The sequence below is a fragment of the Stenotrophomonas sp. AR029 genome (genome assembly GCF_047520695.2).
Lineage (GTDB): Bacteria > Pseudomonadota > Gammaproteobacteria > Xanthomonadales > Xanthomonadaceae > Stenotrophomonas > Stenotrophomonas sepilia.
This window is the reverse complement of sequence record NZ_JAXBQQ020000004.1, coordinates 197,207-222,139: the sequence shown is the minus strand read 5'-3', so window position 1 is coordinate 222,139 and position 24,933 is coordinate 197,207. Positions and strand designations below refer to the sequence as shown.

The following is a 24,933-nucleotide window of genomic DNA, read 5'->3' as shown; positions in this document are numbered from 1 at the left end:
CAGCCACCCCGCACTGGACTGGATACCCTGATGGCCCGCTACGAAATGCTCAACAACATCGCGCATCGGGACCTGAGGGTCGCCACCGGATTCGGGCCGCAGTTCGGCGATGCCGTGGGCATGGTGCCGGCCTATCCCAGCGAGTTCGCCGAACTGCAGCGTGAGTATCCGATCTTCCTGCGCAGGGATACCGGGACGAAGGCGTGGCAGTCCGTGGCCCTGCTGGGTTTCGAACAACACGAGAACCTGTTCCTGCAGGACGGGCGCTGGAATGCTTCCTACCTGCCAGGCGCGGCGGCCAAAGGGCCGTTCCTGATCGGCTTCCAGGAGCACTACGTGGATGGCGTGCTCACCCAGGATTCGGTGATGCACGTGGACCTGGACCATCCGCGCGTCACCGACGGCGCCGGTGAGCCGGTGTTCCTGCCGCAGGGCGGCAACACGCCCTACCTGGACCACATCGCCGGCGTTCTGCGCGGCATCCACGAGGGCAGTGCCTTCGCGGCCAGTATGTTCACGATGCTCGACGACTGCGGGCTCATCCAGCCGGTCACGCTCGATGTGCAGCTCGCGCCGCACCACCGGGTGAGCGTGAGCGGATTGCACGGCATCGACCGCGAGCGCCTGGCTGCGCTGGACAGTCCACGCCTGGCTGCGTTGAACCGCGCCGGTTACCTGGAGGGTGCGTACCTGATGCTTGCCTCGCTGCATAACATGCGCCACCTGATCGCCGAGAAGCAGCGCCGTCTCCGCGTCCAGGACGGCACCGCGCAGGCGGCCAGGAACTGACCGGTGCAGGCCACCCTGCCGATGCGGATGCTGGAAGGCATCGATCCTGCCGCCTTGCCACTGGCTGACCTGGTGGAGGCCGGTGAGCCGGTCGTACTGCGTGGCATCGCCACCGATTGGCCACTGGTCCAGGCCGGGCTGGGCGGGGTGCAGGATGCAATGGCGTACCTGTGCAGCGTCGATGCGGGTGCACCCATCCAGTACTCGTTCGGCGGCGCCGAGATCGGGGGGCGCCCGTTCTACAGCGCGGACTTCACCCGGTTGAACTTCGAAGTGCGGCGCGGCGTGCTGGCCCAGGTGCTGGAAGAGATCGCCATGACGCTGCATGCACCGCAACCGCCCACTTACTACGTGGCCTCGCTGCCGATTGCGCGGGCACTGCTGCCGGCATTCGCGCAGGCCAACGACGCCGGTCTGGCGAAGCAGGGCATCGACGCCACCGCCAGCATCTGGATCGGCAACCGGGTGACGGCCTCGTGCCATTTCGACACACCCGACAACCTCGCCTGCTGCGCGGTGGGGCGGCGCGAGTTCACCCTGTTCCCGCCCGCCCAGATCGACAACCTCTATCCGGGCCCGCTCGATCCCACGCCGGGCGGACAGGTGGTCAGCGTGGTGGACTTCGAACAGCCAGACTTCGATCGGCATCCACGTTTCCGCGAGGCGCTGGCGCACGCGCGCAGTGCGGTGCTTGGGCCCGGCGATGCGATCTTCATTCCCAGCATGTGGTGGCACCATGTACGCAGCCTGGAACCGTTCAACGTGCTGGTGAACTACTGGTGGCGAAGCTCGCCGGCCTGGCTGGGATCCGCGCTGGCGGCGCTGCACCACGCGATGTGGGCCGTGCGTGATCTGCCGGCGCGCGAAAAGCAGGCCTGGGAAGGGCTCTTCCGCTACTACGCATTCGGCCCTGGCGAGCGCGCGGGGCAGCACCTGCCTGACGCGGCGCGCGGGGATCTGGCACCGTTTGACGAGCAGCGCGCCCGCCGCATGCGCGCGATGCTGCTGGGCAGGCTCAACCGTTGAGAGAGGGGCACCATGTTGGATACCCAGAGCACGCCCTCAGGGCGCATCCGCAAGGTGGTCATTGCCGGTGGCGGTACGGCGGGTTGGCTGGCCGGCTGCGCGCTTGCGCACCAGTTCCGTGACCAGCTGCAGATCACGCTGGTCGAGTCCGAGCAGATCGGCACGGTCGGTGTCGGTGAGTCCACTGTGCCGCCGATCCGCACCTTCCACCGCTTCCTGCAGATCGACGAGCAGGAGTTCCTGCGCGCGGTGGCCGGCACCTTCAAGCTGTCGATCTCGTTCGAGAACTGGCGCCTGCCGGGCGATCGCTTCTTCCATCCGTTCGGCACCATCGGCCATGGCACCTGGGCGGCCCCCTTCCATCACTTCTGGCTGGACAGCCTGCGCCGCGGCATGCCCTCGGACCTGGGCGACTTCTGCCTGGAGAGCATCGCCTCGCGTGGCGACCGCTTCTCGCTGCACACCCAGCCGCAGGCCAGCTATGCGTATCACTTCGATGCCGGGCTGTATGCGCGGTTCCTGCGCGGCAGGGCCGAGGCCCACGGCCTGCGCCGGATCGAAGGCCGGATCGCCCAGGTCAGGCAGCACGCGCACGACGGGTCGGTGCAGGCGCTGGTGCTGGACGACGGCCAGGTGATCGAGGGCGATCTGTTCATCGACTGCACCGGCTTCCGCGGCCTGCTGATCGAGCAGGCACTGGGCACCGGCTACGAGGACTGGCACGAATGGCTGCCATGCGACCGGGCCGTGGCGGTGCAGACCGAAGCGGTGGCGCCGCCGGTACCCTATACCCGGGCGATCGCCCACGAGGCGGGGTGGCGCTGGCACATCGCGCTGCAGCACCGCGTTGGCTGCGGGCTGGTGTATGACAGCCGCCATCTGTCCGATGACGAGGCCGCCGCGAAACTGCTGCGCGATGCCGGGGCTCGACCCTTGCGCGATCCATGGAAGGTGCCGTTCCGCAGTGGACGCCGGCTTAAGGCCTGGAACAGGAACGTGGTGTCGCTCGGGCTGGCCAGCGGCTTCATCGAACCGCTGGAGTCGACCAGCATCCATCTGACGATCAGCGCGGTAGTGCGCCTGATCCAGCTGTTCCCGTTCGACGGCATCAGTGCGTCGCTGGTGCAGCTGTACAACGATGTCAGCCGCCAGGAAATGGAGCACGTGCGCGACTTCATCATCCTGCACTACCACGCCACGCAGCGCAGCGAACCGATGTGGAAGGCCTGTCGCGAGATGCGCGTGCCGGAATCGCTGCAGCAGCGGCTGCAGGCGTGGCGCGAGCGTTCACATGCGTGGCAGGACCCCGGCGAGCTGTTCCGTGTCGAATCCTGGACCAGCGTGCTGCTCGGGCAGGGCATCGCGCCCGGTCCTGCGCACCCGCTGGCGCGGGCCGTGAGTGATGTCGATCTGCTCACCTTGTTGAAGGGCATCCAACGGCCTGTGCAGCAGGCCGCCGCGCAGATGCCGGCGCAGGCGGAGTTCATCGCGCAGTACTGCAGGTCCGGCGTGGACGTGTGGCGTTCGACGGCAGCAAGCGCGTAGCAGGGTTTTGCGTTGCAGCACGCTTTTTCCGCTGCAGCTGGTTACAGTGCGGCAACACCGCTGGCGATGACGCGCGCGGTGGCAACGAGGGGGCCGGACACCACGCCCCCTTTTTGAGTCCACGGAATGTTAGCGCTACCTTTTTGTTGATCGGAGGCGGTTTCGATGGGTCTGGTTGCAGGGATCGATGCAGGGACGCAGAGCCTGAAGGTGCTGGTCTATGACCCGCGGAAGCAGGCGGTGGTGGCCTCGGCCGGCGCGCCGCTCGCGCTGGACAGCGGTGCCGACGGCAGCCGCGAACAGGCGCCGGCCGACTGGGTGTCGGCCCTGCGCGACTGCTTTGCCCGGATCGATCTCTCGCTGCGCGCACGCATCGTCGCGCTGGCGGTATCGGGGCAGCAGCATGGGTTCGTGCCGGTCGATGATGCTGGCGAGGTACTGGCGCCGGCCAAGCTGTGGTGCGACACCAGCACCTCGGCCGAATGCATCCAGATCATGGACGCCGTGGGTGGGTTCCAACGGACCATCGCGCTGGCGGGCAATCCGATCCTGGCCGGCTACACGGCCTCCAAGCTGCCCTGGACCCGGACCCACCGTGCCGACGCCTATGCGCGGCTGGCGACCATCCTGCTGCCACACGACTACCTGAATTTCGTGTTGACCGGGCAGCGGTTCTGCGAGCTTGGCGATGCGTCCGGCACCGGCTGGCTGGACGTGCGCACACGCACATGGTCGCAGGAACTGCTGCGCGCAACCGATCCTGATCGTGATCTTGCTGCCTGCCTGCCGCCGATCGCTGCGCCCGATGCCCTGTTCGATATCGCGCCGAAGGCAGCCGCCGAGTTCGGGCTGCCGGCGGCCGTGAAGATTGCCGTGGGTGGCGGCGACAACATGATGGCGGCGATCGGCACCGGCTGCGTCACGGAAGGGCGGCTGGCGATGAGCCTGGGAACCTCCGGAACGCTGTTTGCGTATTCCGGCTCGCCAGTGATCGATCCGGACGGCGCGTGGGCGGCGTTCTGCTCGTCCACGGGGGGCTGGCTGCCGCTGATCTGCACCATGAACTGCACCGTGGCCACCGAACGCGTGGCCACCGCCTTCGGTTTCAGCAGCCGCGACGGCGACGCGCATCTTCGCGCAACGCCGCCGGGGGCAGGGGGCCTGGTGATGCTGCCGTTCCTCAATGGCGAACGCACCCCTGACCTGCCGCTGGGCAAGGGTGTGCTGGCTGGCCTGGATACCGCCAATTTCACCCCGGCGCATCTCTACCGCGCCGCCATGGAGGGCGCGACCTACAGCCTGAAGTACGGCTACGACGCCTTCGTCCGCGCGGGCATGCAGTTCGATCGCATCGTGCTCACCGGCGGTGGCAGCAACAGCGCTGCCTGGCGTCAGCTGGTGGCTGATGTGTTCGGCCTGCCGGTGGACGTCCCGGTGCAGGCCGAAGGTGCGGCGTTTGGTGCGGCACTGCAGGCGCTGTGGGCGCTCGCCCGGGCGCTGGGAGACGCCACCTCGATCAGCGACATCACCGCGCGCCACGTCACCGTCGATCCCGCGCTGTCCGCACGGCCGGATCCGGACCGCAGCGATGCCTATGCACGGGCCTACGCACGCTTCCTCAGTCATCTCGATGCCATCACGCCGCTGCAGCGCGGCTGATGACTCCTCCACGACACCCCGTACAACGACAGGAGCACGCACCATGAGCACGCAGCCCTTCATCGGCGCCAAGGAATACTTCCCCGGCGTCGGCCGCATTCCGTTCGAGGGCAAGGGCTCGGACAATCCGCTTGCCTTCAAGGTCTACGATGCCAACCGGGTCATCGGTGGCAAGACCATGCAGGAGCATCTGCGCTTCGCCGTGTGCTACTGGCACACCTTCTGCAATGCCGGGCACGATCCGTTCGGCCCGGGCACCCGCCAGTTCCCGTGGGAGGCCGCCTCGCCACTGGCCACGGCCGAAGCAAAGGTGGACGCGGCGTTCGAGTTCTTCACCAAGCTGGGCGTGCCGTACTGGTGCTTCCACGATATCGACCTGGCGCCGGATGCCGACGACATCGGCCAGTACCAGAAGAACCTCTCGCATATGGTGGGCCTGGCCAAGGCGCGCCAGGAGGCCACCGGCGTCAAGCTGCTGTGGGGCACGGCCAACCTGTTCTCGCACCCGCGCTACATGAACGGTGCATCGACCAATCCCGACTTCGCGGTGGTCGCGCGTGCAGCCGTGCAGGTCAAGGCCGCCCTCGAGGCCACGGTCGAACTCGGTGGCGAGCACTACGTGTTCTGGGGCGGGCGCGAAGGCTATGCGTCGCTGGCCAATACCCAGATGAAGCGGGAGATCGAGCATTTCGCACGTTTCCTGACCATGGCACGCGACTATGGCCGCAGCATCGGGCTGAAGGGCAACTTCCTGATCGAGCCCAAGCCGATGGAGCCGATGAAGCACCAATACGACTTCGACAGTGCCACGGTGGTGGGTTTCCTGAAGGAGCATGGGCTGGACAAGGACTTCAAGCTCAACATCGAGGCCAACCACGCCACATTGTCCGGGCACACCTTCGAGCACGATCTGCAGGTCGCGTCCGATCACGGCCTGCTGGGCAGCATCGATGCCAATCGCGGCAACGCGCAGAACGGCTGGGACACCGACCAGTTCCCCAGCGATCTGTACGACACCGTCGGCGCGATGCTGGTCGTGCTGCGCCAGGGTGGGCTGGAGGGCGGGTTGAACTTCGATGCGAAGGTGCGCCGCGAGTCGACCGACCTGGAGGATCTGTTCATTGCCCACATTGGCGGCATGGACGCGTTCGCACGCGGGCTGGAGGTTGCCCATGCACTGCTGACCGAGTCGCCGTGGGAGCAATGGCGTGCGCAGCGCTACGCCAGCTTCGATTCCGGCGCCGGCCAGGATTTCGAGCGTGGCACGCTCAGCCTGCCGGACCTTGCGGCACTGGCCGCCCGCCTCGGCGAACCGCGCCAGGCCAGCGGCAAGCAGGAGCGTTACGAAAACCTGCTCAACCAGTACCTGCTGCGCTGAGCGCGGCCACGGTGCACTCAAGGGGATGGGGATGAACCAGGCAGCAGGCAGCGGTGAGAACACGCGGCTGATCGTACTGATCAGCGTGGTGGCGACGATTGGCGGTTTTCTGTTCGGCTTCGACAGCGGCGTGATCAATGGCACCCAGGATGGTCTGCACCAGGCGTTCCGGTCCGGCGAGTGGATGCAGGGCTTCGAGATCGCGTCGATGCTGCTGGGCTGTGCGGTGGGCGCGTTCAGTGCAGGCCGGCTGGCCGACCGCCTGGGCCGTCGCAACGTGTTGATCCTGTCGGCAGTGATGTTCCTGCTGTCGGCACTCGGTGCCGGGGCGGCGGTCTCCTCGGGTTGGTTCATTGCGGCGCGGGTGGTGGGCGGATTCGCGGTAGGCGCGGCCAGCGTGATCTCGCCGGCCTACATTGCCGAGGTCGCTCCGGCCCGCTATCGCGGCCGCCTGGCTACCGTGCAGCAGATCGCGATCATCACCGGGCTCACCGCCGCGTTCCTGTCCAACTACCTGCTGGCGGCTGCAGCGGGCGCGTCGACCGAACCGCTGTGGGGCGGGCAGCCCGCCTGGCGCTGGATGTTCTGGATGCAGGCCGCGCCATCACTGGTGTTCCTGCTGCTGTTGCTGACCATTCCGGAGAGCCCGCGCTACCTGGTGGTGAAACGGCGCAAGGAAGACGCCCTGCGGGTACTGACCCGGCTGCTGGGCAGCGACAAGGCCAGGGCCACGCTCGAGGAGATCGATGCCTCGCTGTCCAACGACCATCATCGCCCGCGCCTGTCCGATCTGAAGAGCCGGGCGACCGGGCGGATCCGCCCGATTGTGTGGGTCGGCGTCGGGCTGGCCTGCTTCCAGCAGCTGGTCGGCATCAACGTGGTGTTCTATTACGGCGCGGTGCTGTGGCAGGCAGTCGGCTTTTCCGAGAACGACGCGCTGCTGATCAACGTGCTGTCCGGAGCACTGAGCATCGGTGCCTGCGTGGTCACCGTGCTGCTGATCGACCGGATCGGCCGCAAGCCCCTGCTGTGGTTCGGCTCGGCCGGGATGTCGCTGTCGCTTGCACTGGTGGTGGTGGCGTTTGCCAGCGGTTCGCTGGCCGACGGGCATCTGCAGCTGCCCGGCCGCATGGGCACGCTGGCGCTGGTGGCGGCCAATGCCTACGTCGTGTTCTTCAATCTGTCCTGGGGGCCGGTGATGTGGGTGATGCTGGGCGAGATGTTCCCGAACCAGATCCGCGGTTCGGCACTGGCAGTCGCCGGCGCGGCGCAGTGGACCTCCAACTTCGTGGTCACGGTGACGTTCCCGATGCTGCTGGCCGCGGCAGGGCTGGCAGCCACCTACGGCATCTACCTGGTGGCTGCCGTGATCTCGGTGATCTTCGTCGTCCGACATGTGCACGAGACCAAGGGCAAGGAACTGGAGCAGATGGAAGGATGAGCGCCATGACATCGCAGACCTTCGTAATCCGCAGCGGCGCGCTGGTCGCCGCACTGATGCTGGGATTGCTCGGCTGCCGCGGCCAGGACCGGGCTGCCGCCGCCGCAGCCACCGACAAGGATCCCTGGCCGGAGGTCACCTGGCCGCTGGCTGCGGACCCGGCGCTGGAGAAGCGCATCACCGACCTGCTGGCCGGCATGACGGTGGAGGACAAGGTCGGCCAGCTGGTGCAGGGCGACATCGCCAGCGTCACTCCAGATGATGTGCGCCGCTACCGGCTCGGCTCGATCCTGGCCGGGGGCAACTCCGATCCCGGTGGCCGCTATGACGCGTCGCCGGCCGAATGGCTGGCGCTGGCCGACGCCTTCTACGACGCCTCGATGGACACTTCGAAAGGCGGCAAGGCCATTCCGCTGCTGTTCGGCATCGATGCCGTGCACGGGCAGAGCAACATCATTGGCGCCACGTTGTTCCCGCACAACATCGGGCTGGGCGCCACGCGCAATCCGGGGCTGCTGCGGCAGATCGGTGGCATCACCGCGCTGGAGACCCGCGTCACCGGCATGGAATGGACGTTCGCGCCGACCGTTGCCGTACCCCAGGATGATCGCTGGGGACGCACCTACGAAGGCTACTCCGAATCGCCGGACGTGGTGGCCAGCTATGCCGCCGCCATGGTGGAGGGATTGCAGGGCAGGGTGGGAACGCCGGAGTTCCTCGATGGCCGCCATGTGATCGCCTCGGTGAAGCACTTCCTGGGCGATGGGGGCACCACTGACGGCAAGGACCAGGGCGACACCCGCATCAGCGAGTCAGATCTGGTGCGCATCCACGCCGCCGGATATCCGCCGGCAATCGCCGCCGGCGCGCAGACCGCGATGGCGTCGTTCAACAGTGTCAACGGCGAAAAGATGCATGGGCACCGGCATTACCTCACCGATGTGCTCAAGGGCCGCATGAACTTCGGTGGCTTCGTGGTGGGTGACTGGAATGGTCATGGACAGGTCAAGGGCTGCACCACCACAGACTGCCCGGCCACGATCAACGCGGGCCTGGACATGGCGATGGCCTCGGACAGCTGGAAAGGGTTCTACGAGACGACGCTGGCTGCGGTGAAGGATGGGCGGATCACGCCGCAACGCCTGGACGATGCGGTGCGCCGGATCCTGCGGGTCAAGTTCCGCCTTGGGCTGTTCGAGGCCGGCAGGCCATCCACGCGGGCCGTCGGCGGGCAGTTCGCACTGATCGGCGCGCCGGCCCATCGCGCGGTTGCCCGGCAGGCCGTGCGCGAGTCGCTGGTCCTGCTGAAGAACCAGAACGGCCTCCTGCCGCTGTCGCCGAAGCAGCGGATCCTCGTGGCCGGCGACGGTGCCGACGATGTCGGCAAGCAGGCCGGCGGCTGGACGCTCAACTGGCAGGGCACCGGCACCACCCGCAAGGACTTCCCCAATGCGGACACGATCTACGAGGGCATCGCGCGCCAGGCCAGCGCGGCGGGTGGTGAAGCCGTGCTTGCCGTCGACGGACGCTATGCAGTGAAGCCCGACGTGGCGGTGGTGGTGTTTGGCGAAGACCCCTATGCCGAGTTCCAGGGAGACCGGCCGACGCTGGCCTACAAGCCCGGCAACGAAACGGACCTGGCGCTGCTCAAGCGGCTCAAGGCCGAAGGCATACCGGTTGTTGCGGTTATCCTGAGCGGGCGACCGCTCTGGGTGAACCGGGAAATCAATGCCGCCAATGCCTTCGTGGCTGCATGGCTGCCGGGTTCGGAAGGCGCCGGGATTGCCGATGTGCTGCTGCGCGGAAGCGATGGCCGCGTGCAGTACGATTTCAAGGGCAAGCTCAGTTTCAGCTGGCCGCGCACTGCCACCCAGTACGCCAACAACGTGGGCCAGAAGGACTACGATCCATTGTTTGCGTTCGGCTTCGGCCTGACCTACGCCGACAACGGCGACCTGGCCGCGCTGCCGGAGGCATCGGGCGTGACCGGCAACGAGGGCGCGAACGGCGTGTTCTTTGCGCGCGGTGACGCAGGCCCTGGCATGGCGCTGCGGCTCGAGGATGCTGCTGGCCAGGGCCTGACCGTGACCCGCGTGCCGGACGCATTGCCCGATGATCGGCTGAAGATCACCGGCGTGGATCATCTGGCGCAGGAGGATGGACGACGCCTGGCCTGGTCGGGCAAGGGCGAAGCCGTCGCGGCACTGCAGTCGCACACGACGCTGGACCTGCAGCGCGAATCCAACGGCGACCTGATGCTGCTGACCACGCTACGGGTGGACGCAGCCCCGAAGGGTGAGGCGTGGCTGTCGGTGGGCTGCAGTGCGGGCTGCTCGGCGCGCGTCGCCATCGGGCCGGCGTTGGCGGCGCTTCCACAGGGCCAGTGGAAGCGTGTCGGCGTGCCGCTGAAGTGCCTGGCCAGGGCGGGTGCAAGGATGGACGCGATCGACCGACCGTGGTCGGTGGTGACGGGCGATGCGATGACGATCTCCGTGTCACGCGTCGCGCTGGGTGCGCTGAACGAAGCCGAGGTCACCCTCGGATGCGGAGCATGATGCCTGCGCTACCGCCGCCGGGGCGGCGCGGCGACCGAATCGCGTGCGATCAGCCGATGCGGCATCACATGATCGCGCAGCACCGTTGCGTCCGCCGCCGGACGGCGGATGGTGCGCAGCAGGATGTCGACGGCCGCGTTGGCCATCGAGGCGATGGGCTGGTGGATCGTGGTCAGTTCCGGCCACACGGTGGTGGCGGCCGAGGTGTCATCGAAACCCACGACCGACAGGTCGCGCGGCACTTCCAGCCCGCGCCGGTGCGCGACGGAGATGGCGGCAGCGCCCATGTCGTCGTTGCTGGCGAAAATCGCGGTCGGTGGGCGGCGTTGGGACAACAGCTTTTCGGCGGCAGCGAGGCCGGACCGGTAGGTGTAGTCACCGTGTTGGACCAGGCCAGGCTCCACCGCAAGCCCGGCCTCGCGCAGGGCGGTGACGAAGCCGTCGTAGCGGAGCGCACTTGCGCTCAGGTCATCGCGCCCACGGATGAAACCGATGCGGGTGTGTCCCTGCCGGAGCAGGTGATCGGTCATCTCCTTGCCGGCACTGAAATCGTCGATGCGGACGCAGGACAGGGCCTCGCTCAGGCGCCCCGATGCGATGGCCACGACCGGAATGCCTGCCTTGACCAGTTCGCTTACGGCGGCCTGCGATTCGCACAAGGGTGGCGGCAGGATCACCCCGTCGACGCGTCCGGCGAGCGCACGCGCCGCCTTGCGTTCGGATTCGGCATCCAGGTTTTCCCAGTAGTCGATGACCAGCTGGATGGCGGAACTGGAGGCGACGCGCAGCAGGCCCACCAGCAGTTCGCGCAGGTAGGCGCCGCTGGGGTTGGTGTAGATCAGCGCAATGCGCGTGTGCTGTGCGGCGGCCAGCGAACTGGCGGCAAGATTGGGTGTATAGCCGAGCTCACGCACGGCGCGCAGCACGCGCTCGCGGGTGACGTCGCGCACCTTGCCCTGGTTGATCACCCGCGACACTGTCATCGGCGAAACGCCGGCAAGGGCCGCAACCTCGTCGATCGTCACGCCTGCGGTTCTGCGGCGAACCGATTTCTTCGGCTTGTCCAATGCACGATCCCTTTTTTCTTGGTGGCGCTGCCGCGCGGGTGCGAAGGACGATGATGCGCTGCCCCGGGCCCGAACGTAGTTTACAAAGGCGCATGTTAACGCCGTTGTTGCGTGCTGTCGGCACGCGCCTGTGCGCCGTGCTCGCACTGCTGGCCTGTGCTGGCGGGGCAGGGGCGGAGGATGGCTACAGGCTGTGGATGCGCTACCAGCCGGTTGCCACAACGGTCGCTGCCGTCTACCGGCGGCAGCTGGCCGAAGTGGTGGCCCCGGATGGCACGCCGATGCAGCGCGCCACCCGCGACGAGCTTGCGCGGGGCCTTTCTGGATTGCTGGAAACGGCCCCGCCAATGCGAACGGCAATCACTACTGACCATGCCCTGGTGCTGGGTACGCCGCAGTCTTCGGCGCTGGTTGCCGCGTTCGGCAACGAGATCGCCACGTTGGGCGACGAGGGCTTCCTGATCCGGCAGGTCCGGACCGGGGGGCGCGATGTGCTGCTGGTGGCGGCACGCCGGGATGTCGGCGTGCTGTATGGCATGTTCCACCTGCTGCGCCTGTTGCAGCGTGGCATGCCGCTGCAGGGCCTGGACGTGCGGGAGTCGCCGCGGGTCGCACTGCGCGTGCTCGACCATTGGGACAACCTGGACCGCTACGTCGAGCGTGGCTATGCGGGCAGCTCGCTATGGGACTGGCAGACGTTGCCGCAATGGCGTGACCCGCGCTACACCGACTACGCCCGTGCCAACGCCTCGCTCGGCATCAACGGCACCGTCCTCAACAACGTCAATGCCAGTGCGATGAGCCTGTCGCCGGCCTATCTGGCCAAGGCCGCAGCGCTGGCCGACCTGTTCCGCCCCTATGGCATCCGGGTCTACCTGAGCGCGCGCTTCAGTGCGCCCATCGAGCTCGGCGGTCTGGCAACGGCCGATCCCCTGGATCCGGCTGTGCGGCGCTGGTGGCGCGACAAGGTCGATGAGATCCATGCGCGCATTCCGGATTTCGGCGGTTTCCTGGTCAAGGCGAACTCGGAGGGGCAACCCGGCCCGCAGGATTACGGTCGTTCCCATGCCGACGGCGCCAACCTGCTGGCCGACGCGCTGGCGCCCTACAACGGCGTGGTGATGTGGCGGGCCTTCGTGTATTCGCACGAGGTTCCCGAAGATCGCGCCAAGCAGGCGTACAGCGAGTTTGTCGGGCTGGACGGTGCCTTCCGCCCCAACGTGATCGTGCAGGTGAAGAACGGCCCCATCGACTTCCAGCCGCGCGAGCCGTTCCATCCGCTGTTCGGCGCGATGCCACGCACGCCGCTGATGATGGAACTGCAGATCACCAAGGAATACCTGGGTTTTGCGACGCACCTGGTCTACCTGGGAACGCTCTACGAGGAAGTGCTGCAGGCCGACACGCATGCCCGCGGCGAAGGCTCCACGGTTGCCCGCGTGGTCGATGGTTCGCTGGAGGGCCACGCACTGACCGGTATCGCCGGCGTCGCCAACATCGGCATGGACCGTACCTGGAGTGGCTCGCACTTCGACCAGGCCAACTGGTACGCCTTCGGCCGACTGGCATGGAACCCGCAGCAATCCGCGCGCGCGATTGCCGAAGACTGGGCAGCGCTGACGTTCTCGCCCGACCCGCAGGTGACCGGCCCGATCGTGCGGATGATGATGGACTCGCGCGAGGCGGCAGTGGATTACATGACGCCGCTGGGCCTGAATCACCTCATGGCACGCGGCCATCACTACGGCCCCGGCCCCTGGGTGGACGGCGGCCCGCGTGCGGACTGGACGTCGGTGTACTACCACCGCGCAGACAGCCAGGGCATCGGCTTTGACCGCAGCGCAAGCGGAAGCAACGCCGTGGGCCAGTACGCCCCGCAGGTCGCCGAGATCTACGGCGATTCCGCGCGGGTGCCCGAGTCGCTGCTGCTGTGGTTCCATCATGTGCCGTGGGACCGCCGCATGCGCTCGGGCAGGACGCTCTGGGATGAGCTGGTCGGGCGCTATTCGCGCGGTGTGCGCCAGGTGCGCTCGATGCAGGACACCTGGGCAGCCCTGCGCGACCGGATCGATCCGCAGCGGCATCGGCACATCGCGGCGTTCCTGCAGATCCAGCACGATGAAGCGCAATGGTGGCGTGACGCCAGCGTGGCGTACTTCCAGTCGCTCAGTGGCCGCCCGCTGCCCGCCGGCGAACAGCCACCGCCGCAGCCATTGTCGTACTACCAGGCCTTGCAGTTTCCGTCCGCAGCGGGGGATGGCCGATGAGCAGGTTCGGAGCAGTCGGGTGTGCGCTGTTGATGATGGCTGCGGCAGTGGTGGCGATGCCGGCCGCGGCGCGGGAAACGACGGGATTGCTGCATACGCTGTTCAGCGATCACGCCGTCCTGCAGCGTGACCGGCCCATTGTGGTCTGGGGGCACGCAGGCCCTCGGCAGCCGGTTTCCGTGGCGTTTGCCGGGCAGGCGGTAAGCACCCGGGCGGACGCCGCAGGCGGCTGGCAGGCAACGCTGCCCCCGGTGGCCGCGGGCGGTCCGCACACGCTGGAAGTAAGCGCCGGGACACGTCGGGAGATGGCGCGCGATGTGCTGGTCGGCGACGTATGGCTGTGTTCGGGCCAGTCGAACATGGAGTTGCCGGTGTGGCGCGCGCTCAACGCAGCCAGCGAGATCGCCGCAGCCACGATGCCACGGATCCGGCTGTTCACCGTGCCGCAGCACGCCGCCGTGCAGGCACAGGAGAGCTTCAACGGCAGCACTGCCTGGACATCGGCAACGCCTGATACGGCGCGCGAGTTCTCTGCCACCTGCTTCTACTTCGCGCGCGAACTGCAGCGCACGGTCGACGTGCCGATGGGGCTGATCGAGGCAGCGTGGGGTGGCTCGCGGATCGAGGCCTGGACCAGCGTTGGTGCGCTGCGCGGGCAGGGCGGCCTGGACGAGGCCCTCGATATCCTCGCGCGGTCTGCGCGTGATCCGCTGGAGGCACGCGCAGCCTGGGGCCGCTACTGGCAGCACTGGTGGGCCACACGCGAGGGCACGCTGCCCGGCGACGCCCCATGGCGCGCGGATGCCGATGACCGAGGATGGTCGCGCGCACCGGCCACACTGGGCGCATGGGAGCGTTGGAACGTGCCCGCGCTTGCCGATTACAACGGTATGGTCTGGTATCGCACGCAGGTGGTGCTGAGCGCTGAACAGGCTGCACGCGGCGCCACCCTGGAGCTGGGATCGGCCGACGAGGCGGACGTGACCTGGGTGAACGGCGTCTCCGTGGGCAGCCAGTACGGCACCGGCGAGAGGCGCTACCCGTTGCCCAGCGGCCTGCTGAAGGCAGGGTCCAACAGCATTGCGGTCAACGTGCTCGACACCTACGGTGAAGGCGGCCTGGCTGGCCCCGCCACGGCATACGGCCTGCAGTTCGACAACGGCGATCGGGTGGCACTGCAGGGTCCGTGGAAGTACCGGGTGGCGCCGGGCCAACAGGCGCCGCCATTCGCCCCCTGGCAGGCCGCCACCGGGTTGTCGACGCTGTACAACGGAATGATCGCACCGCTCGGCGCTTTTGGGCTGCGCGGCATGCTGTGGTACCAGGGTGAATCGAACACCGGTGATGGCGCGGCGTACGCGGCGCGGTTGCGTGCGCTGCGCGACGATTGGCGGCGTCAGTTCGGTGCGCGCACGCCACTGCTGCTCGCGCAGCTGGCCAGCTATGGCCAGGCACCGGTTTCGCCCGCCGATAGCGGTTGGGCGCAGGTGCGCGAGGCGCAGCGGCGCGTCGCCGCCGAGGATGCGCAGAGCGGGCTCGCCATCGCCATCGACATCGGCGATGCCTACGACATCCACCCGCCGAACAAGCAGGAGCTCGGGCGCCGCTTGGCGCGCGTGGCCCGCCACGTGGTGTACGGCGAGCAGGATCTGGCACCGTCAGGTCCGCGGGCGGTCACGGCCGTGCGGACGCCCACGGCCGTGGCCATTGCGTTCGAGGATGTCGAAGGCGCGCTCACCGCAAGCGGTTCGCTGCGTCCGATCGGCTTTGAACTGTGCGAGGCCAAGGGCCATGCGCGCCACTGCGAGTACGCCGACGCCGAACTGGATGCGCGCCGGATCCTGCTGCGCGGCCCGCTGTCCACGCGTGCAACGCATGTGCGCTACTGCTGGGCCGATGGCCCGGTGTGCACGCTGCGCGATCGCAGCGGGGCGCCGGCCGGCCCGTTCGAACTTCCCATTGCCGAAGCCGAGGCCCGACGATGATGACGTTGTCCACGCAGTCCCCTCTGGCCCGCGACAGGGCCGGCCTGAGGTCGATGGCGCGCCGCCTGCTGGGGGCGTTGTTCCTGCTGTCGGCCGCTGCCACCCGGGCCAGCGCGCCGCCGGACGCTCCGCCGGTGTACTTCGACTGGTTCGAGTACCGCGGCGATGACCAGGCGTTTGAAGTGCCGCTGCCGGCCGGCCATTACCGCAATCCCGTCCTGGCCGGCTTCCATGCCGATCCCAGCATCGTGCGCGCGAACGGCCGGTTCTATCTGGTCAATTCCAGCTTCACCTACTTCCCGGGCATTCCGGTGTTCGAGAGTGCTGACCTGGTGCACTGGAAGCAGATCGGCAATGTGATTGACCGCCCCACGCAGCTGGATTTCGACGGGCTGAGCGTCTCGCGCGGCATCTTTGCCCCCACAATCGAGTACCACGACGGGGTCTTCTACGTGGTGACCACGGCCACCGACAGCGGCGGCAACTTCATTGCCACTGCGCGCGACCCGGCCGGGCCGTGGTCCGATCCGCACTGGCTGCCCGGCATCGATGGCATCGATCCATCACTGTTTTTCGACGACGACGGCAAGGTGTACCTGATCAACAACGATGCACCGCCCGGTCCGCCGCGCTACGACGGGCACCGCGCCATCTGGATGCAGCAGATCGATCTGGCGGCATTCAAGCCGGTCGGGCCACGCCGGGTGCTGGTTGATGGAGGCGTGGAGCCAGCGAAGAATCCGATCTGGATCGAGGGACCGCACATCTACAAGCGGGAGGGCTGGTATTACCTGTCCGACGCTGAAGGGGGTACCGGGCCGCAGCATTCGCAGGTGGTGCTGCGCAGCCGCACGGTGTGGGGACCCTACGTTGCCTATGCGGGCAATCCGATCCTGACCCAGCGCGAACTGCCGGACGACCGTCCGCTTCCGATCACCAATGCCGGCCACGCCGACCTGGTCGAAGGCCCGGATGGCTCGTGGTGGGCGGTGTTCCTGGCCAGCCGCAACTATCAGAAGCGCCACTACAACACCGGGCGCGAGACCTACCTGTTGCCGGTGCGCTGGCAGGATGGCTGGCCGCAGATCCTGCCGGCCGACCAGGCCATTCCCTACGTGGCCAAGGCGCCGTCATGGATGCAGGGCGAGGCATCGCAGGCCCCGTCGACCGGCAATTTCGTGGTGCGCGACAATTTTGATGGCCCAGCGCTCGATCGCCAGTGGCTGCGCGTGCGCGTGCCCAGGCATGCCTGGGCTGACCTGCACAAGCGCCCCGGGATGCTGGCCGTGCACCCGCTTGCCGAGGATCTGGACACGTTGCGCAATCCGGCATTTCTCGGCCGGCGCCAGCAGCACCTGCGCTTTGAGGCGAGCACCGCGATGACCCCGCCAGTCCCCGGTGTCGCCGCCGGTCTGGCGGCGTTCCAGAGCGAGGCGTACTGGTACTTCCTCGGCGTTCGTGACCTTGGCGGGGGGCGCCTCTCGCTCTTTCTCGAAGCGCGTGACGGGGGTGGCAGCACGCGGACGCTGGCCAGCCATGACGTGCCGGCGTCTGCAGCACTGCGCCTGAAGATTGCCGGCAACGAGGGCGACTACGCGTTCTCGTTCGACACCGGCGACGGGCAGGGCTGGCAACTGCTCGCGGGCGACGTGGACGGCACCGTTCTGAGTACGGACCGGGCAGGCGGCTTCGTGGGCGCATTGCTGGGTCCCTTCGCGCGCGACGAGCGCACCGGGAGAAGCAAATGAGACTGTCGATTTCGTCCAGGGCCCGCCGCCGTACGTGGCGTGGACGGGCCACCGTGTTCGTCCTGAGCTGCGTGGCGGCCGCCGCATCCGCGGCCGCGCCACGGCCCTGGCTGGATGTCTCGGCAAGCTTCGAGCAACGGGCCGCCGCACTCGTCGCGCAGATGACCCTGGAAGAGAAGGCCGCGCAGATGCAGAATGCCGCGCCGGCAATCGAACGGCTGGGTGTGCCCGCCTACGACTGGTGGAATGAGGGGTTGCATGGCGTGGCGCGGGCAGGGCAGGCCACGGTGTTTCCGCAGGCAATCGGCCTGGCCGCGACCTTCGATGTACCGTTGATGGGGCAGGTGGCCACGACCATCAGCGACGAGGCCCGCGCAAAGCACCACCAGTTCCTCCGCGAAGGCGCGCATGGCCGTTACCAGGGCCTGACCTTCTGGTCGCCGAACGTCAACATCTTCCGCGACCCGCGCTGGGGTCGCGGACAGGAGACCTACGGCGAGGATCCCTACCTCACCGCGCGCATGGGCGTGGCCTTCGTACGCGGCCTGCAGGGCGACGACCCCGTCTACCGCAAGCTGGACGCCACCGCCAAGCACCTGGCCGTGCACAGCGGACCGGAGGCCGACCGCCATCACTTCGATGCACGCCCCAGCCGGCGCGACCTCTACGACACCTACCTGCCGGCGTTCGAGGCGCTGGTGAAGGAAGGCGAAGTGGATGCGGTCATGGGCGCCTACAACCGCGTGTACGGCGAGTCCGCCAGCGCCAGCCGCTTCCTGCTGCGTGATCTGCTGCGACGCGACTGGGGCTTCAAGGGCTACGTGGTCTCGGACTGCTGGGCCATCGTCGACATCTGGAAGCACCACCGTATCGTCGGCACGCGCGAAGCCGCCGCGGCGCTGGCGGTCAGGAACGGCACGGAGCTGGAATGCGGCCAGGAGTACGCAACGCTGCCTGCGGCAGTGCGCCAGGGGCTGATCAGCGAAGCGGAGATCGACGATGCGGTGACTCGCCTGTTCACCGCACGGATGCGCCTGGGCATGTTCGATCCGCCGGAGCGGGTGCGCTGGGCGCGCATTCCGGCCTCGGTGAACCAGGCGCCGGCCCATGATGCGCTCGCGCTCAAGGCCGCGCAGGCATCGCTGGTGCTGCTGAAGAACGATGGCATCCTGCCGCTGTCGCGCGACACCAGGCGCATTGCCGTGGTTGGACCCACCGCCGACGACACCATGGCGCTGCTCGGCAACTACTTCGGCACACCGGCCGCGCCGGTCACGATCCTGCAGGGCATACGCGAGGCGGCCAAGGGCGCTGAGGTGCGGTATGCGCGTGGCGTGGACCTGGTGGAAGGGCGCGACGATCACGGTGCAACGCCGTTGATCGAGCCGACCTTCCTGCGGCCCTCGGCGGACTCGACCGAGCGCGGCCTGCGCGGCGAGTACTTCCGCACGCCCGACCCGTCTGGCACTCCGGCCCTGGTGCGGACCGACGCGCAGATCGGCTTCCGCTGGGACCGGGGCTCGCCGACCGACAACCTGCTGGCACGCGGCGAAGCGGCACCGGGGCAGGGGATTCCCAACGACCGCTTCAGCATCCGCTGGAGCGGCCAGCTGCTGCCCCCCGTGTCCGGTCGCTACCGGCTGGAGGTGGCCGGCGATGATGGCTACCGCCTGTACATTGACGGGAAGCGTGTGATCGATCACTGGGTGAACACGGATCGCCTGCATGCCGAGGGTGTCGAACTCGACCTGCAGGCGGGGCGTGCCTATGACCTGAAACTGGAATACTACGATGACCAGCGCGATGCCGGCGTGCGCCTGGGGTGGCGCATGCCCGGTGCCAAGGCGCCGTTCGATGAAGCGCTCGATGCTGCACGCGAGGCCGATGTGGTGGTGTTCGTCGGTGGACTCACCGGCGATGTCGAAGGCGAGGAAATGACGGTCAACTATCCGGGCTTTGCCGGTGGCGACCGCACCGACCTGCGGTTGCCCGCGCCGCAGCGCACCCTGCTGGAGGCCCTGCACGCTACCGGCAAGCCGGTGGTGATGGTACTCACCGGCGGCTCGGCCATCGCGGTGGACTGGGCGCAGGCGCATCTGCCGGCGATCCTGATGAGCTGGTACCCCGGGCAGCGCGGCGGCACCGCCGTCGGCCAGGCGCTGTTCGGCGATGTCAATCCCGCTGGCCGTTTGCCGGTCACATTCTACCAGGCCGGCGAAGCAATGCCGGCATTCGAAGACTACGCCATGGAGGGCCGCACCTACCGCTACTTCCGTGGCACGCCGCTGTACCCGTTTGGTCACGGGCTGTCGTACACGCGCTTCGATTATGGAACGCTCCGCCTCGATGCGGACACCATCGGCGCCGATGGTCGCGTGACCGCGTCGGTGGATGTGACCAACGCAGGCACGCGCAGCGGTGACGAAGTGGTACAGCTGTACGTGCGGCGCGAACACGCCGGTGGCGGTGATGCCGTGCAGGAACTGCGCGGCTTCCAGCGGGTCCATCTGGCTCCGGGCGAACGCCGCACGGTGACGTTCACCCTGGAGGCAGCGCAGGCTCTGCGCCACTATGACGAAGCGCGTGCGGCGTACGCGGTTCAGCCCGGTGCCTACGAGGTCAGGGTAGGGGCGTCCAGTGCCGATATACGTGCGCAGGTCAGGTTCACCGTGGTGCCCGCGCATGACTGATCGCCCTCGTTGGCATCGATGCCCCTTCGACCAGATCCCTTTTCCAGGACGTCCGCTGCATGGCAAGCACTGAACACGCGCTGTCGGTTCGCGAGAAGCTCGGCTACAGCCTGGGCGATCTCGCTGCCAACCTGATCTTCCAGACCCTGATCACCTACCTGGCATTCTTCTACACCGACGTCTACCGCCTGCCGGCTGCGACCGCGGCCACGATCATCTTTGTGGTCGGCCTGCTGGGTGCGTTCGTGTTCACGCCGTTGATCGGCATCGCGGCCGACCGAACGTCCACCCGCTGGGGCCGCTTCCGCCCGTGGATCCTGTGGACGGCCATCCCCTTTGGCGTACTGTCCCTGCTGGCGTTCAGCACCCCGGACCTGGGCGAGCGCGGAAAGGTGATCTATGCACTGGGCACCTACGCGCTGCTGGTCTGCGTTTACGCCGCGAACAACCTGCCGTACTCGGCGCTGAGCGGCGTGCTGACCGGCAGCATGGCGCAGCGCAACAGCCTTTCGGCTTACCGCTTCGTGGCCGTGATGATCGCGCAGTTCATCATCCAGGTGCTGCTGATGCCGCTGGTGCTGATTCTGGGTGACGGCGACCGGGTGCGCGGCTTCGAACAGGTCATGACCGCCTTCGCACTGATCGGAACAGTGTTCTTCCTGATCACCTTCGCCACCACCCGCGAACGCATCGTGCCGACGCGCGAGCAGACCGGCGGCATAGTGCAGGACCTGTCGGACCTGCTGCACAACCGCCCGTGGCAGGTGATGCTGGCGCTGACCGTGCTGGTGTTCATCAACCTGGCGTTGAAAGGCGGCACCTACATCTATTACTTCCAGTACTACATGAGCGAAGCGGCGCTGGCCAGCTTCCTGGAAAACTCAGGCTTCAATGGCCTGATCAGTGCATTGAATGGCGCCCTCGCCAGCGCCGGTTTCGCGGCGTTCACCTGGCCGAAGGACGCGGCCACCTCGGCGTTCAGCCTGTTCAACGCGTGCGGCATCCTCTGCATGATCGTGGGTATTGGTGCATCACGGCGGCTGGCGGATCGCTTCGGCAAGCGCAATGTCTTCGGTGGCGCCTTGTTTGTTTCGACCCTGTTCCTGCTGGCCTTCTACCTGTTCCCACCCACGGCGGTGGCGGTGGCGTTCGCAGCCTTCATGCTGCATGGCTTCTGCTATGGCATCACCATCCCGCTGCTGTGGGCGATGATCGCCGACGTCGCGGACTACTCCGAGTGGAAGAATCATCGCCGGGCCACTGCGATCATCTTCTCGGCGATGCTGTGCGGCCTGAAGATCGGCCTCAGCGTGGGTGGCGCACTGGTCGCCGCGATCCTTGCCCACTACGGCTACCAGGCAGGCCTGGTGCAGCAGCCTGAGGCCGTGGTGCAGGGCATCCGCCTGACCGTAAGCGTCTATTGCTCCCTTCCGTTCCTGCTCGCCGTGGCGCTGCTGTTCTTCTACCGGATCGACAAGCGCGCGGAAACGCGCATCGAGCAGGATCTCCACCTGCGTCGCCGTTCCGCCGACGCCTCCGCGTAACGCCAAGATGACAACCATGATCGACCTCTCTGCCGGTGAAGACGGCCAGGCCAGCGAAGCCCGTCTTGCGCAGCTCAGCGCACACGCCATTTCGCAACCGCTGGTGACCCACATCTACACCGCCGACCCTTCGGCGCACGTGTTCGAGGGACGCCTGTACATCTATCCGTCGCACGACATCGACGGTGGCCAGCCCTTCGACGATGAAGGCGGCCATTTCGGCATGCAGGATTACCATGTGCTGAAGATGGATACGCCCAACGGCACTGCCGTCGATTGCGGCATGGCGTTGCACGTGCGTGACGTGCCCTGGGCGCGGAAACAGATGTGGGCCCCCGATGCCGCCTGCCGTGATGGCCGCTACTACCTCTACTTTCCGGCCAAGGATGCCGGGGGCCGGTTCCGGATCGGCGTGGCGATCGGTGCGCGACCGGAGGGCCCGTTCGTGCCCCAGCCGGAGCCGATCAAGGGCGCGTACTCGATCGACCCGGCCGTGTTCGAGGACGACGATGGCAGCCACTACCTGTACTTCGGCGGCATCTGGGGCGGGCAGCTGCAGAAGTATCGTGACAACCAGTACAGCGAAGCGCACGAGGAACCCGAGGGCAGCGCGCCGGCCCTGGGGCCGCGCGTGGGCCGCCTGGATGCCGGCATGACCGAGCTGGCCGAGCCTACCCGCGAAGTGCAGATCCTGGATGAGCATGGCCAGCCGCTGCGTGCGGACGACCACGCGCGCCGCTTCTTCGAAGGCCCGTGGCTGCACAGGTACCAGGGTCGCTACTACCTGTCGTACTCCACTGGCAACACCCACCAGCTGTGCTACGCCGTGGGAGACAGCCCGTACGGGCCGTTCACCTATGCTGGCGTGATCCTCACCCCCGTGGTCGGTTGGACCACCCACCACTCCATCTGCCAGTTCCAGGGGCAGTGGTACCTGTTCTATCACGATGCGCTGATGTCCGGCGGCATCACCCACCTGCGCTCGGCCAAGTGCACGCCGCTGCACATGGAGCCGGACGGACGCATCCGAACGATCAATCCCTATGGGGCCTGAGCGCATGCTGCCGATGGATGATGCGCTGGCCCCGCTGGCGGCCGGTGAGCTGCATTGGCTGAGGTGCGGCGAACTGGAGGTTGCGCTCGCCGCAGGGGCGGGCGGGCGCATCGCGCACCTGCGTTACAGAGGCGTGGAATGGTTGGTGGACGCGCAGGAGACCGTGGCGGCGGCGATCGCCTGGGGCTGCTACCCGATGGTGCCGTGGGCCGGGCGCATCCGCCGTGGACAGTTCCGTTTTGACGGCAGGCCGCATCGGCTGCCGCTCAACTTCGACGGGCATGCCATCCATGGGGTGGGCTTCTCGCGACCCTGGCAGATCGACCGGCTCGATGCGGCCGCAGCCGAGGTGTCGCTGCAGCTACCGCGCGACAGCTACTGGCCCTTCGGTGGCATTGCCCTCCAGGAAGTGAGCCTGCACCCTCACACCCTGCAGCTGCGCCTTTCGGTCCAGGCCGGCGAGCAGGCGATGCCGGCGGTGCTGGGCTGGCACCCCTGGTTCAGGAAGCCGGACCGGTTGCTGTTCAATCCTCGCGCGATGTATCCGCGGGACAGGGAAGGTATTGCCACGCTGCCCCACGTGGAGCCCACCACCGGCCCCTGGGATGACTGCTTCGTTGCCGACGGTGACATCACGCTGGTACGCGAAGGCCAACGCCTGCGGCTGAGGTCGGACCACGACCACTGGGTGGTCTACGACGCTGCGCCGCACGCCACCTGTGTCGAACCGCAGAGTGGCCCGCCGGACGGCTTCACGCTGGCGCCGCACCGGCTGGAGCCTGGCCAGCGCCTCGCGTTGACGTTCGAACTGGCGTGGGTGGCGGACAGCAGTTGAAGCCCGGCCGGAGTGTCGGTACGCCGCCCGGAGCGGGTGTGGACCCTGGTGCCTGGCACGGGCTGCGCCTCACCACCACGTGCGATCTGCTACAGGTTCCAGTCAACCCGCATGCCCGCGATCAGTGCATTCGGCAGGTCCCGCTGCCGCGCAGGTTCGTTGAACGGGTCCGGATGCACGATGTAGTGCAGGTTCGGTGCAATCCTGAGCTGCGGGGTGAGCTGGATGCCATAGCTCAGCTCCATCATCACCTGGCTTCCGTGCGGGGTGCCGCTGCCGCCGGCGGCAGCGCGGGCCAGGCGGAGGTTCTCCAGCGCGATGCCGCTGTACTTCTGCCGGGTGACGACGAAGCCGATGCTGTCCTGCGGCCGGCGGGCGAACGTGCCTTTCTGCACAAGCCCGGCCTGCAGGAAGTGATCCTCGATCAGCTGCCCGGAGGTACCCTTGAGCGCGGCGCCGAAAAGGGTCAGGCCGCGGCCATTGCCATCGCCGGTAAGCTGCTGCTCGAAGCGCGCGAACGCACCGGAGCGACCGTGGCGTGCCGCGTACTCCTGGCCACTGAGCAGCGCGGGAATGCCGTTGGCATCGCGCAGCGGATCGCGATAGGTCGAGTTGTCCTGCCAGCCACCGAGTTCGTAGCGGGCATTCAGTCGTGCCGAAGCCGGGCTGCGCCAGCCGATCGTGTAGGGCACGATCCACCCGGTGGCCTGGTTCGTATTCCACTTCAGGCCATGCTGGCCATCCTCGGCCTGGCTGGGATCGACCTGGTAGGCACCGATGCGGACATAGACATCGGGCGTCACCCAGGCCGTGGCGTCGGCCATCCAGCTCGACACCGGCCACCAGGTGAAGTTGCTGGTGCGGAAAACGTAGGTCGGGTTGCCGCACGCCGAGTTGCCCTGGAAGTACTGGCACAGCTCCGACCCGAGGTGGTGGATGTTGGCGACGCTGCGACCGGCCTCCAGCACCAGCCGGTCGTTGAACAGCTTCTGTTCCAGGGTCAGGTTGGCCAGGCGGGTCCCCTGGCCGCCGTAGATTTCCTGCACCGAGGTGCTGTTGCCGGTGCTGCTGTTGGCGAGGTTGGTGCCGTGGCGATTGATGCCATAGGCCTTGATCGTGGCCCCCCGCCAGCCGAACGCAGCGTCGAGGTCAACATCGGCGCCGAACATCAGCTGGCCGGCGTAAGCGGTGCCGCTGTGCTTGCCGCCATCGAGCGTGGCGGCCGCCTCGCCGGTGTAAGCCAGCTTGGGAGTGAGGACATCACTCGCGTTGGCAGCTACGGTCAGTGAGGGCAGGGTCAGCAGGATCGCTACCGGCACCAGGCGGCAGGAAGGGCAGGTCATGGGCGGG

General features: G+C 67.5%; 16 protein-coding genes. 14 read left to right on the top strand and 2 right to left on the bottom strand.

Features of this window, described 5'->3' with window-relative positions:
* The first annotated feature begins 30 nt into the window (after positions 1-30).
* The 7 genes from ACM0PB_RS15045 to ACM0PB_RS15015 all read left to right on the top strand — a co-directional run bounded on the left by ACM0PB_RS15045 (position 31) and on the right by ACM0PB_RS15015 (position 10,393).
* The gene (locus ACM0PB_RS15045) at positions 31-789 is read left to right on the top strand and encodes a SapC family protein (protein WP_139727123.1); all 759 of its coding nucleotides are present in this window, start codon (positions 31-33) and stop codon (positions 787-789) included.
* Between the two features lie 3 nt (positions 790-792).
* Positions 793-1,815: a cupin-like domain-containing protein gene (locus ACM0PB_RS15040; protein WP_414604438.1), complete on the top strand. Its 1,023-nt coding sequence runs from the start codon at positions 793-795 to the stop codon at positions 1,813-1,815.
* A gap of 12 nt (positions 1,816-1,827) precedes the next feature.
* Positions 1,828-3,360: a tryptophan halogenase family protein gene (locus ACM0PB_RS15035; protein WP_414604437.1), complete on the top strand. Its 1,533-nt coding sequence runs from the start codon at positions 1,828-1,830 to the stop codon at positions 3,358-3,360.
* A 165-nt stretch (positions 3,361-3,525) separates the two neighbouring features.
* A complete protein-coding gene (xylB, locus tag ACM0PB_RS15030) occupies positions 3,526-5,019 on the top strand; it encodes a xylulokinase (protein WP_414604436.1) in 1,494 nt (497 codons plus the stop codon).
* Positions 5,020-5,062: 43 nt separating this feature from the next.
* Entirely contained in the window at positions 5,063-6,397 is a 1,335-nt protein-coding gene (gene xylA / locus ACM0PB_RS15025; RefSeq protein ID WP_111128083.1) for a xylose isomerase, read from the top strand.
* Between the two features lie 31 nt (positions 6,398-6,428).
* Positions 6,429-7,838 (top strand): sugar porter family MFS transporter, encoded by a 1,410-nt coding sequence (locus ACM0PB_RS15020; protein ID WP_061478284.1) that lies wholly within the window; start codon positions 6,429-6,431, stop codon positions 7,836-7,838.
* A complete protein-coding gene (locus ACM0PB_RS15015; protein ID WP_414604435.1) occupies positions 7,835-10,393 on the top strand; it encodes a glycoside hydrolase family 3 protein in 2,559 nt (852 codons plus the stop codon). The genes ACM0PB_RS15020 and ACM0PB_RS15015 overlap by 4 nt, the downstream gene beginning before the upstream one ends.
* 8 nt (positions 10,394-10,401) lie before the next feature.
* Here the strand turns inward: ACM0PB_RS15015 and ACM0PB_RS15010 are convergent, their stop codons facing one another.
* Complete coding sequence (locus ACM0PB_RS15010; RefSeq protein WP_414604434.1) at positions 10,402-11,460, bottom strand: LacI family DNA-binding transcriptional regulator; 1,059 nt, start codon at positions 11,458-11,460, stop codon at positions 10,402-10,404.
* A 92-nt stretch (positions 11,461-11,552) separates the two neighbouring features.
* Here ACM0PB_RS15010 and ACM0PB_RS15005 point away from each other — a divergent pair, with 92 nt between their 5' ends.
* From ACM0PB_RS15005 to ACM0PB_RS14975, 7 genes are all read left to right on the top strand, one after another.
* On the top strand, positions 11,553-13,727 hold the full coding sequence (locus ACM0PB_RS15005; RefSeq protein WP_414604433.1) for an alpha-glucuronidase family glycosyl hydrolase: 2,175 nt from the start codon (positions 11,553-11,555) through the stop codon (positions 13,725-13,727).
* A gap of 32 nt (positions 13,728-13,759) precedes the next feature.
* On the top strand, positions 13,760-15,712 hold the full coding sequence (locus ACM0PB_RS15000) for a sialate O-acetylesterase (RefSeq protein WP_414604466.1): 1,953 nt from the start codon (positions 13,760-13,762) through the stop codon (positions 15,710-15,712).
* A 53-nt stretch (positions 15,713-15,765) separates the two neighbouring features.
* On the top strand, positions 15,766-17,460 hold the full coding sequence (locus tag ACM0PB_RS14995) for a glycoside hydrolase family 43 protein (protein WP_414604465.1): 1,695 nt from the start codon (positions 15,766-15,768) through the stop codon (positions 17,458-17,460).
* A 62-nt stretch (positions 17,461-17,522) separates the two neighbouring features.
* The gene (locus ACM0PB_RS14990) at positions 17,523-20,150 is read left to right on the top strand and encodes a glycoside hydrolase family 3 protein (RefSeq protein WP_414604464.1); all 2,628 of its coding nucleotides are present in this window, start codon (positions 17,523-17,525) and stop codon (positions 20,148-20,150) included.
* 59 nt (positions 20,151-20,209) lie between these two features.
* A complete protein-coding gene (locus ACM0PB_RS14985; protein WP_414604432.1) occupies positions 20,210-21,694 on the top strand; it encodes an MFS transporter in 1,485 nt (494 codons plus the stop codon).
* 16 nt (positions 21,695-21,710) lie between these two features.
* Positions 21,711-22,748, top strand: coding sequence for a glycoside hydrolase family 43 protein (locus tag ACM0PB_RS14980; RefSeq protein ID WP_204324510.1), 1,038 nt, complete (start codon positions 21,711-21,713; stop codon positions 22,746-22,748).
* A complete protein-coding gene (locus ACM0PB_RS14975) occupies positions 22,738-23,583 on the top strand; it encodes an aldose epimerase family protein (protein WP_262220017.1) in 846 nt (281 codons plus the stop codon). Before ACM0PB_RS14980 ends, ACM0PB_RS14975 begins: the two co-directional genes overlap by 11 nt.
* A gap of 89 nt (positions 23,584-23,672) precedes the next feature.
* On the opposite strand, the gene ACM0PB_RS14970 is transcribed toward ACM0PB_RS14975, so the two are convergent.
* On the bottom strand, positions 23,673-24,926 hold the full coding sequence (locus ACM0PB_RS14970; RefSeq protein WP_065186398.1) for a carbohydrate porin: 1,254 nt from the start codon (positions 24,924-24,926) through the stop codon (positions 23,673-23,675).
* Between the last annotated feature and the right edge of the window lie 7 nt (positions 24,927-24,933).

What these genes read in the sequence shown, in the direction of transcription:
- ACM0PB_RS15045 (WP_139727123.1), top strand. Translation starts at nt 31, where the DNA reads ATGGCCCGCTACGAAATGCTCAACAACATCGCGCATCGGGACCTGAGG.
- ACM0PB_RS15035 (WP_414604437.1), top strand. Translation starts at nt 1,828, where the DNA reads ATGTTGGATACCCAGAGCACGCCCTCAGGGCGCATCCGCAAGGTGGTC.
- xylB (WP_414604436.1), top strand. Translation starts at nt 3,526, where the DNA reads ATGGGTCTGGTTGCAGGGATCGATGCAGGGACGCAGAGCCTGAAGGTG.
- xylA (WP_111128083.1), top strand. Translation starts at nt 5,063, where the DNA reads ATGAGCACGCAGCCCTTCATCGGCGCCAAGGAATACTTCCCCGGCGTC.
- ACM0PB_RS15020 (WP_061478284.1), top strand. Translation starts at nt 6,429, where the DNA reads ATGAACCAGGCAGCAGGCAGCGGTGAGAACACGCGGCTGATCGTACTG.
- ACM0PB_RS15015 (WP_414604435.1), top strand. Translation starts at nt 7,835, where the DNA reads ATGAGCGCCATGACATCGCAGACCTTCGTAATCCGCAGCGGCGCGCTG.
- ACM0PB_RS15005 (WP_414604433.1), top strand. Translation starts at nt 11,553, where the DNA reads ATGTTAACGCCGTTGTTGCGTGCTGTCGGCACGCGCCTGTGCGCCGTG.
- ACM0PB_RS15000 (WP_414604466.1), top strand. Translation starts at nt 13,760, where the DNA reads ATGATGGCTGCGGCAGTGGTGGCGATGCCGGCCGCGGCGCGGGAAACG.
- ACM0PB_RS14995 (WP_414604465.1), top strand. Translation starts at nt 15,766, where the DNA reads ATGGCGCGCCGCCTGCTGGGGGCGTTGTTCCTGCTGTCGGCCGCTGCC.
- ACM0PB_RS14985 (WP_414604432.1), top strand. Translation starts at nt 20,210, where the DNA reads ATGGCAAGCACTGAACACGCGCTGTCGGTTCGCGAGAAGCTCGGCTAC.
- ACM0PB_RS14980 (WP_204324510.1), top strand. Translation starts at nt 21,711, where the DNA reads ATGATCGACCTCTCTGCCGGTGAAGACGGCCAGGCCAGCGAAGCCCGT.
- ACM0PB_RS14975 (WP_262220017.1), top strand. Translation starts at nt 22,738, where the DNA reads ATGGGGCCTGAGCGCATGCTGCCGATGGATGATGCGCTGGCCCCGCTG.
- ACM0PB_RS14970 (WP_065186398.1), bottom strand. Translation starts at nt 24,926, where the DNA reads ATGACCTGCCCTTCCTGCCGCCTGGTGCCGGTAGCGATCCTGCTGACC.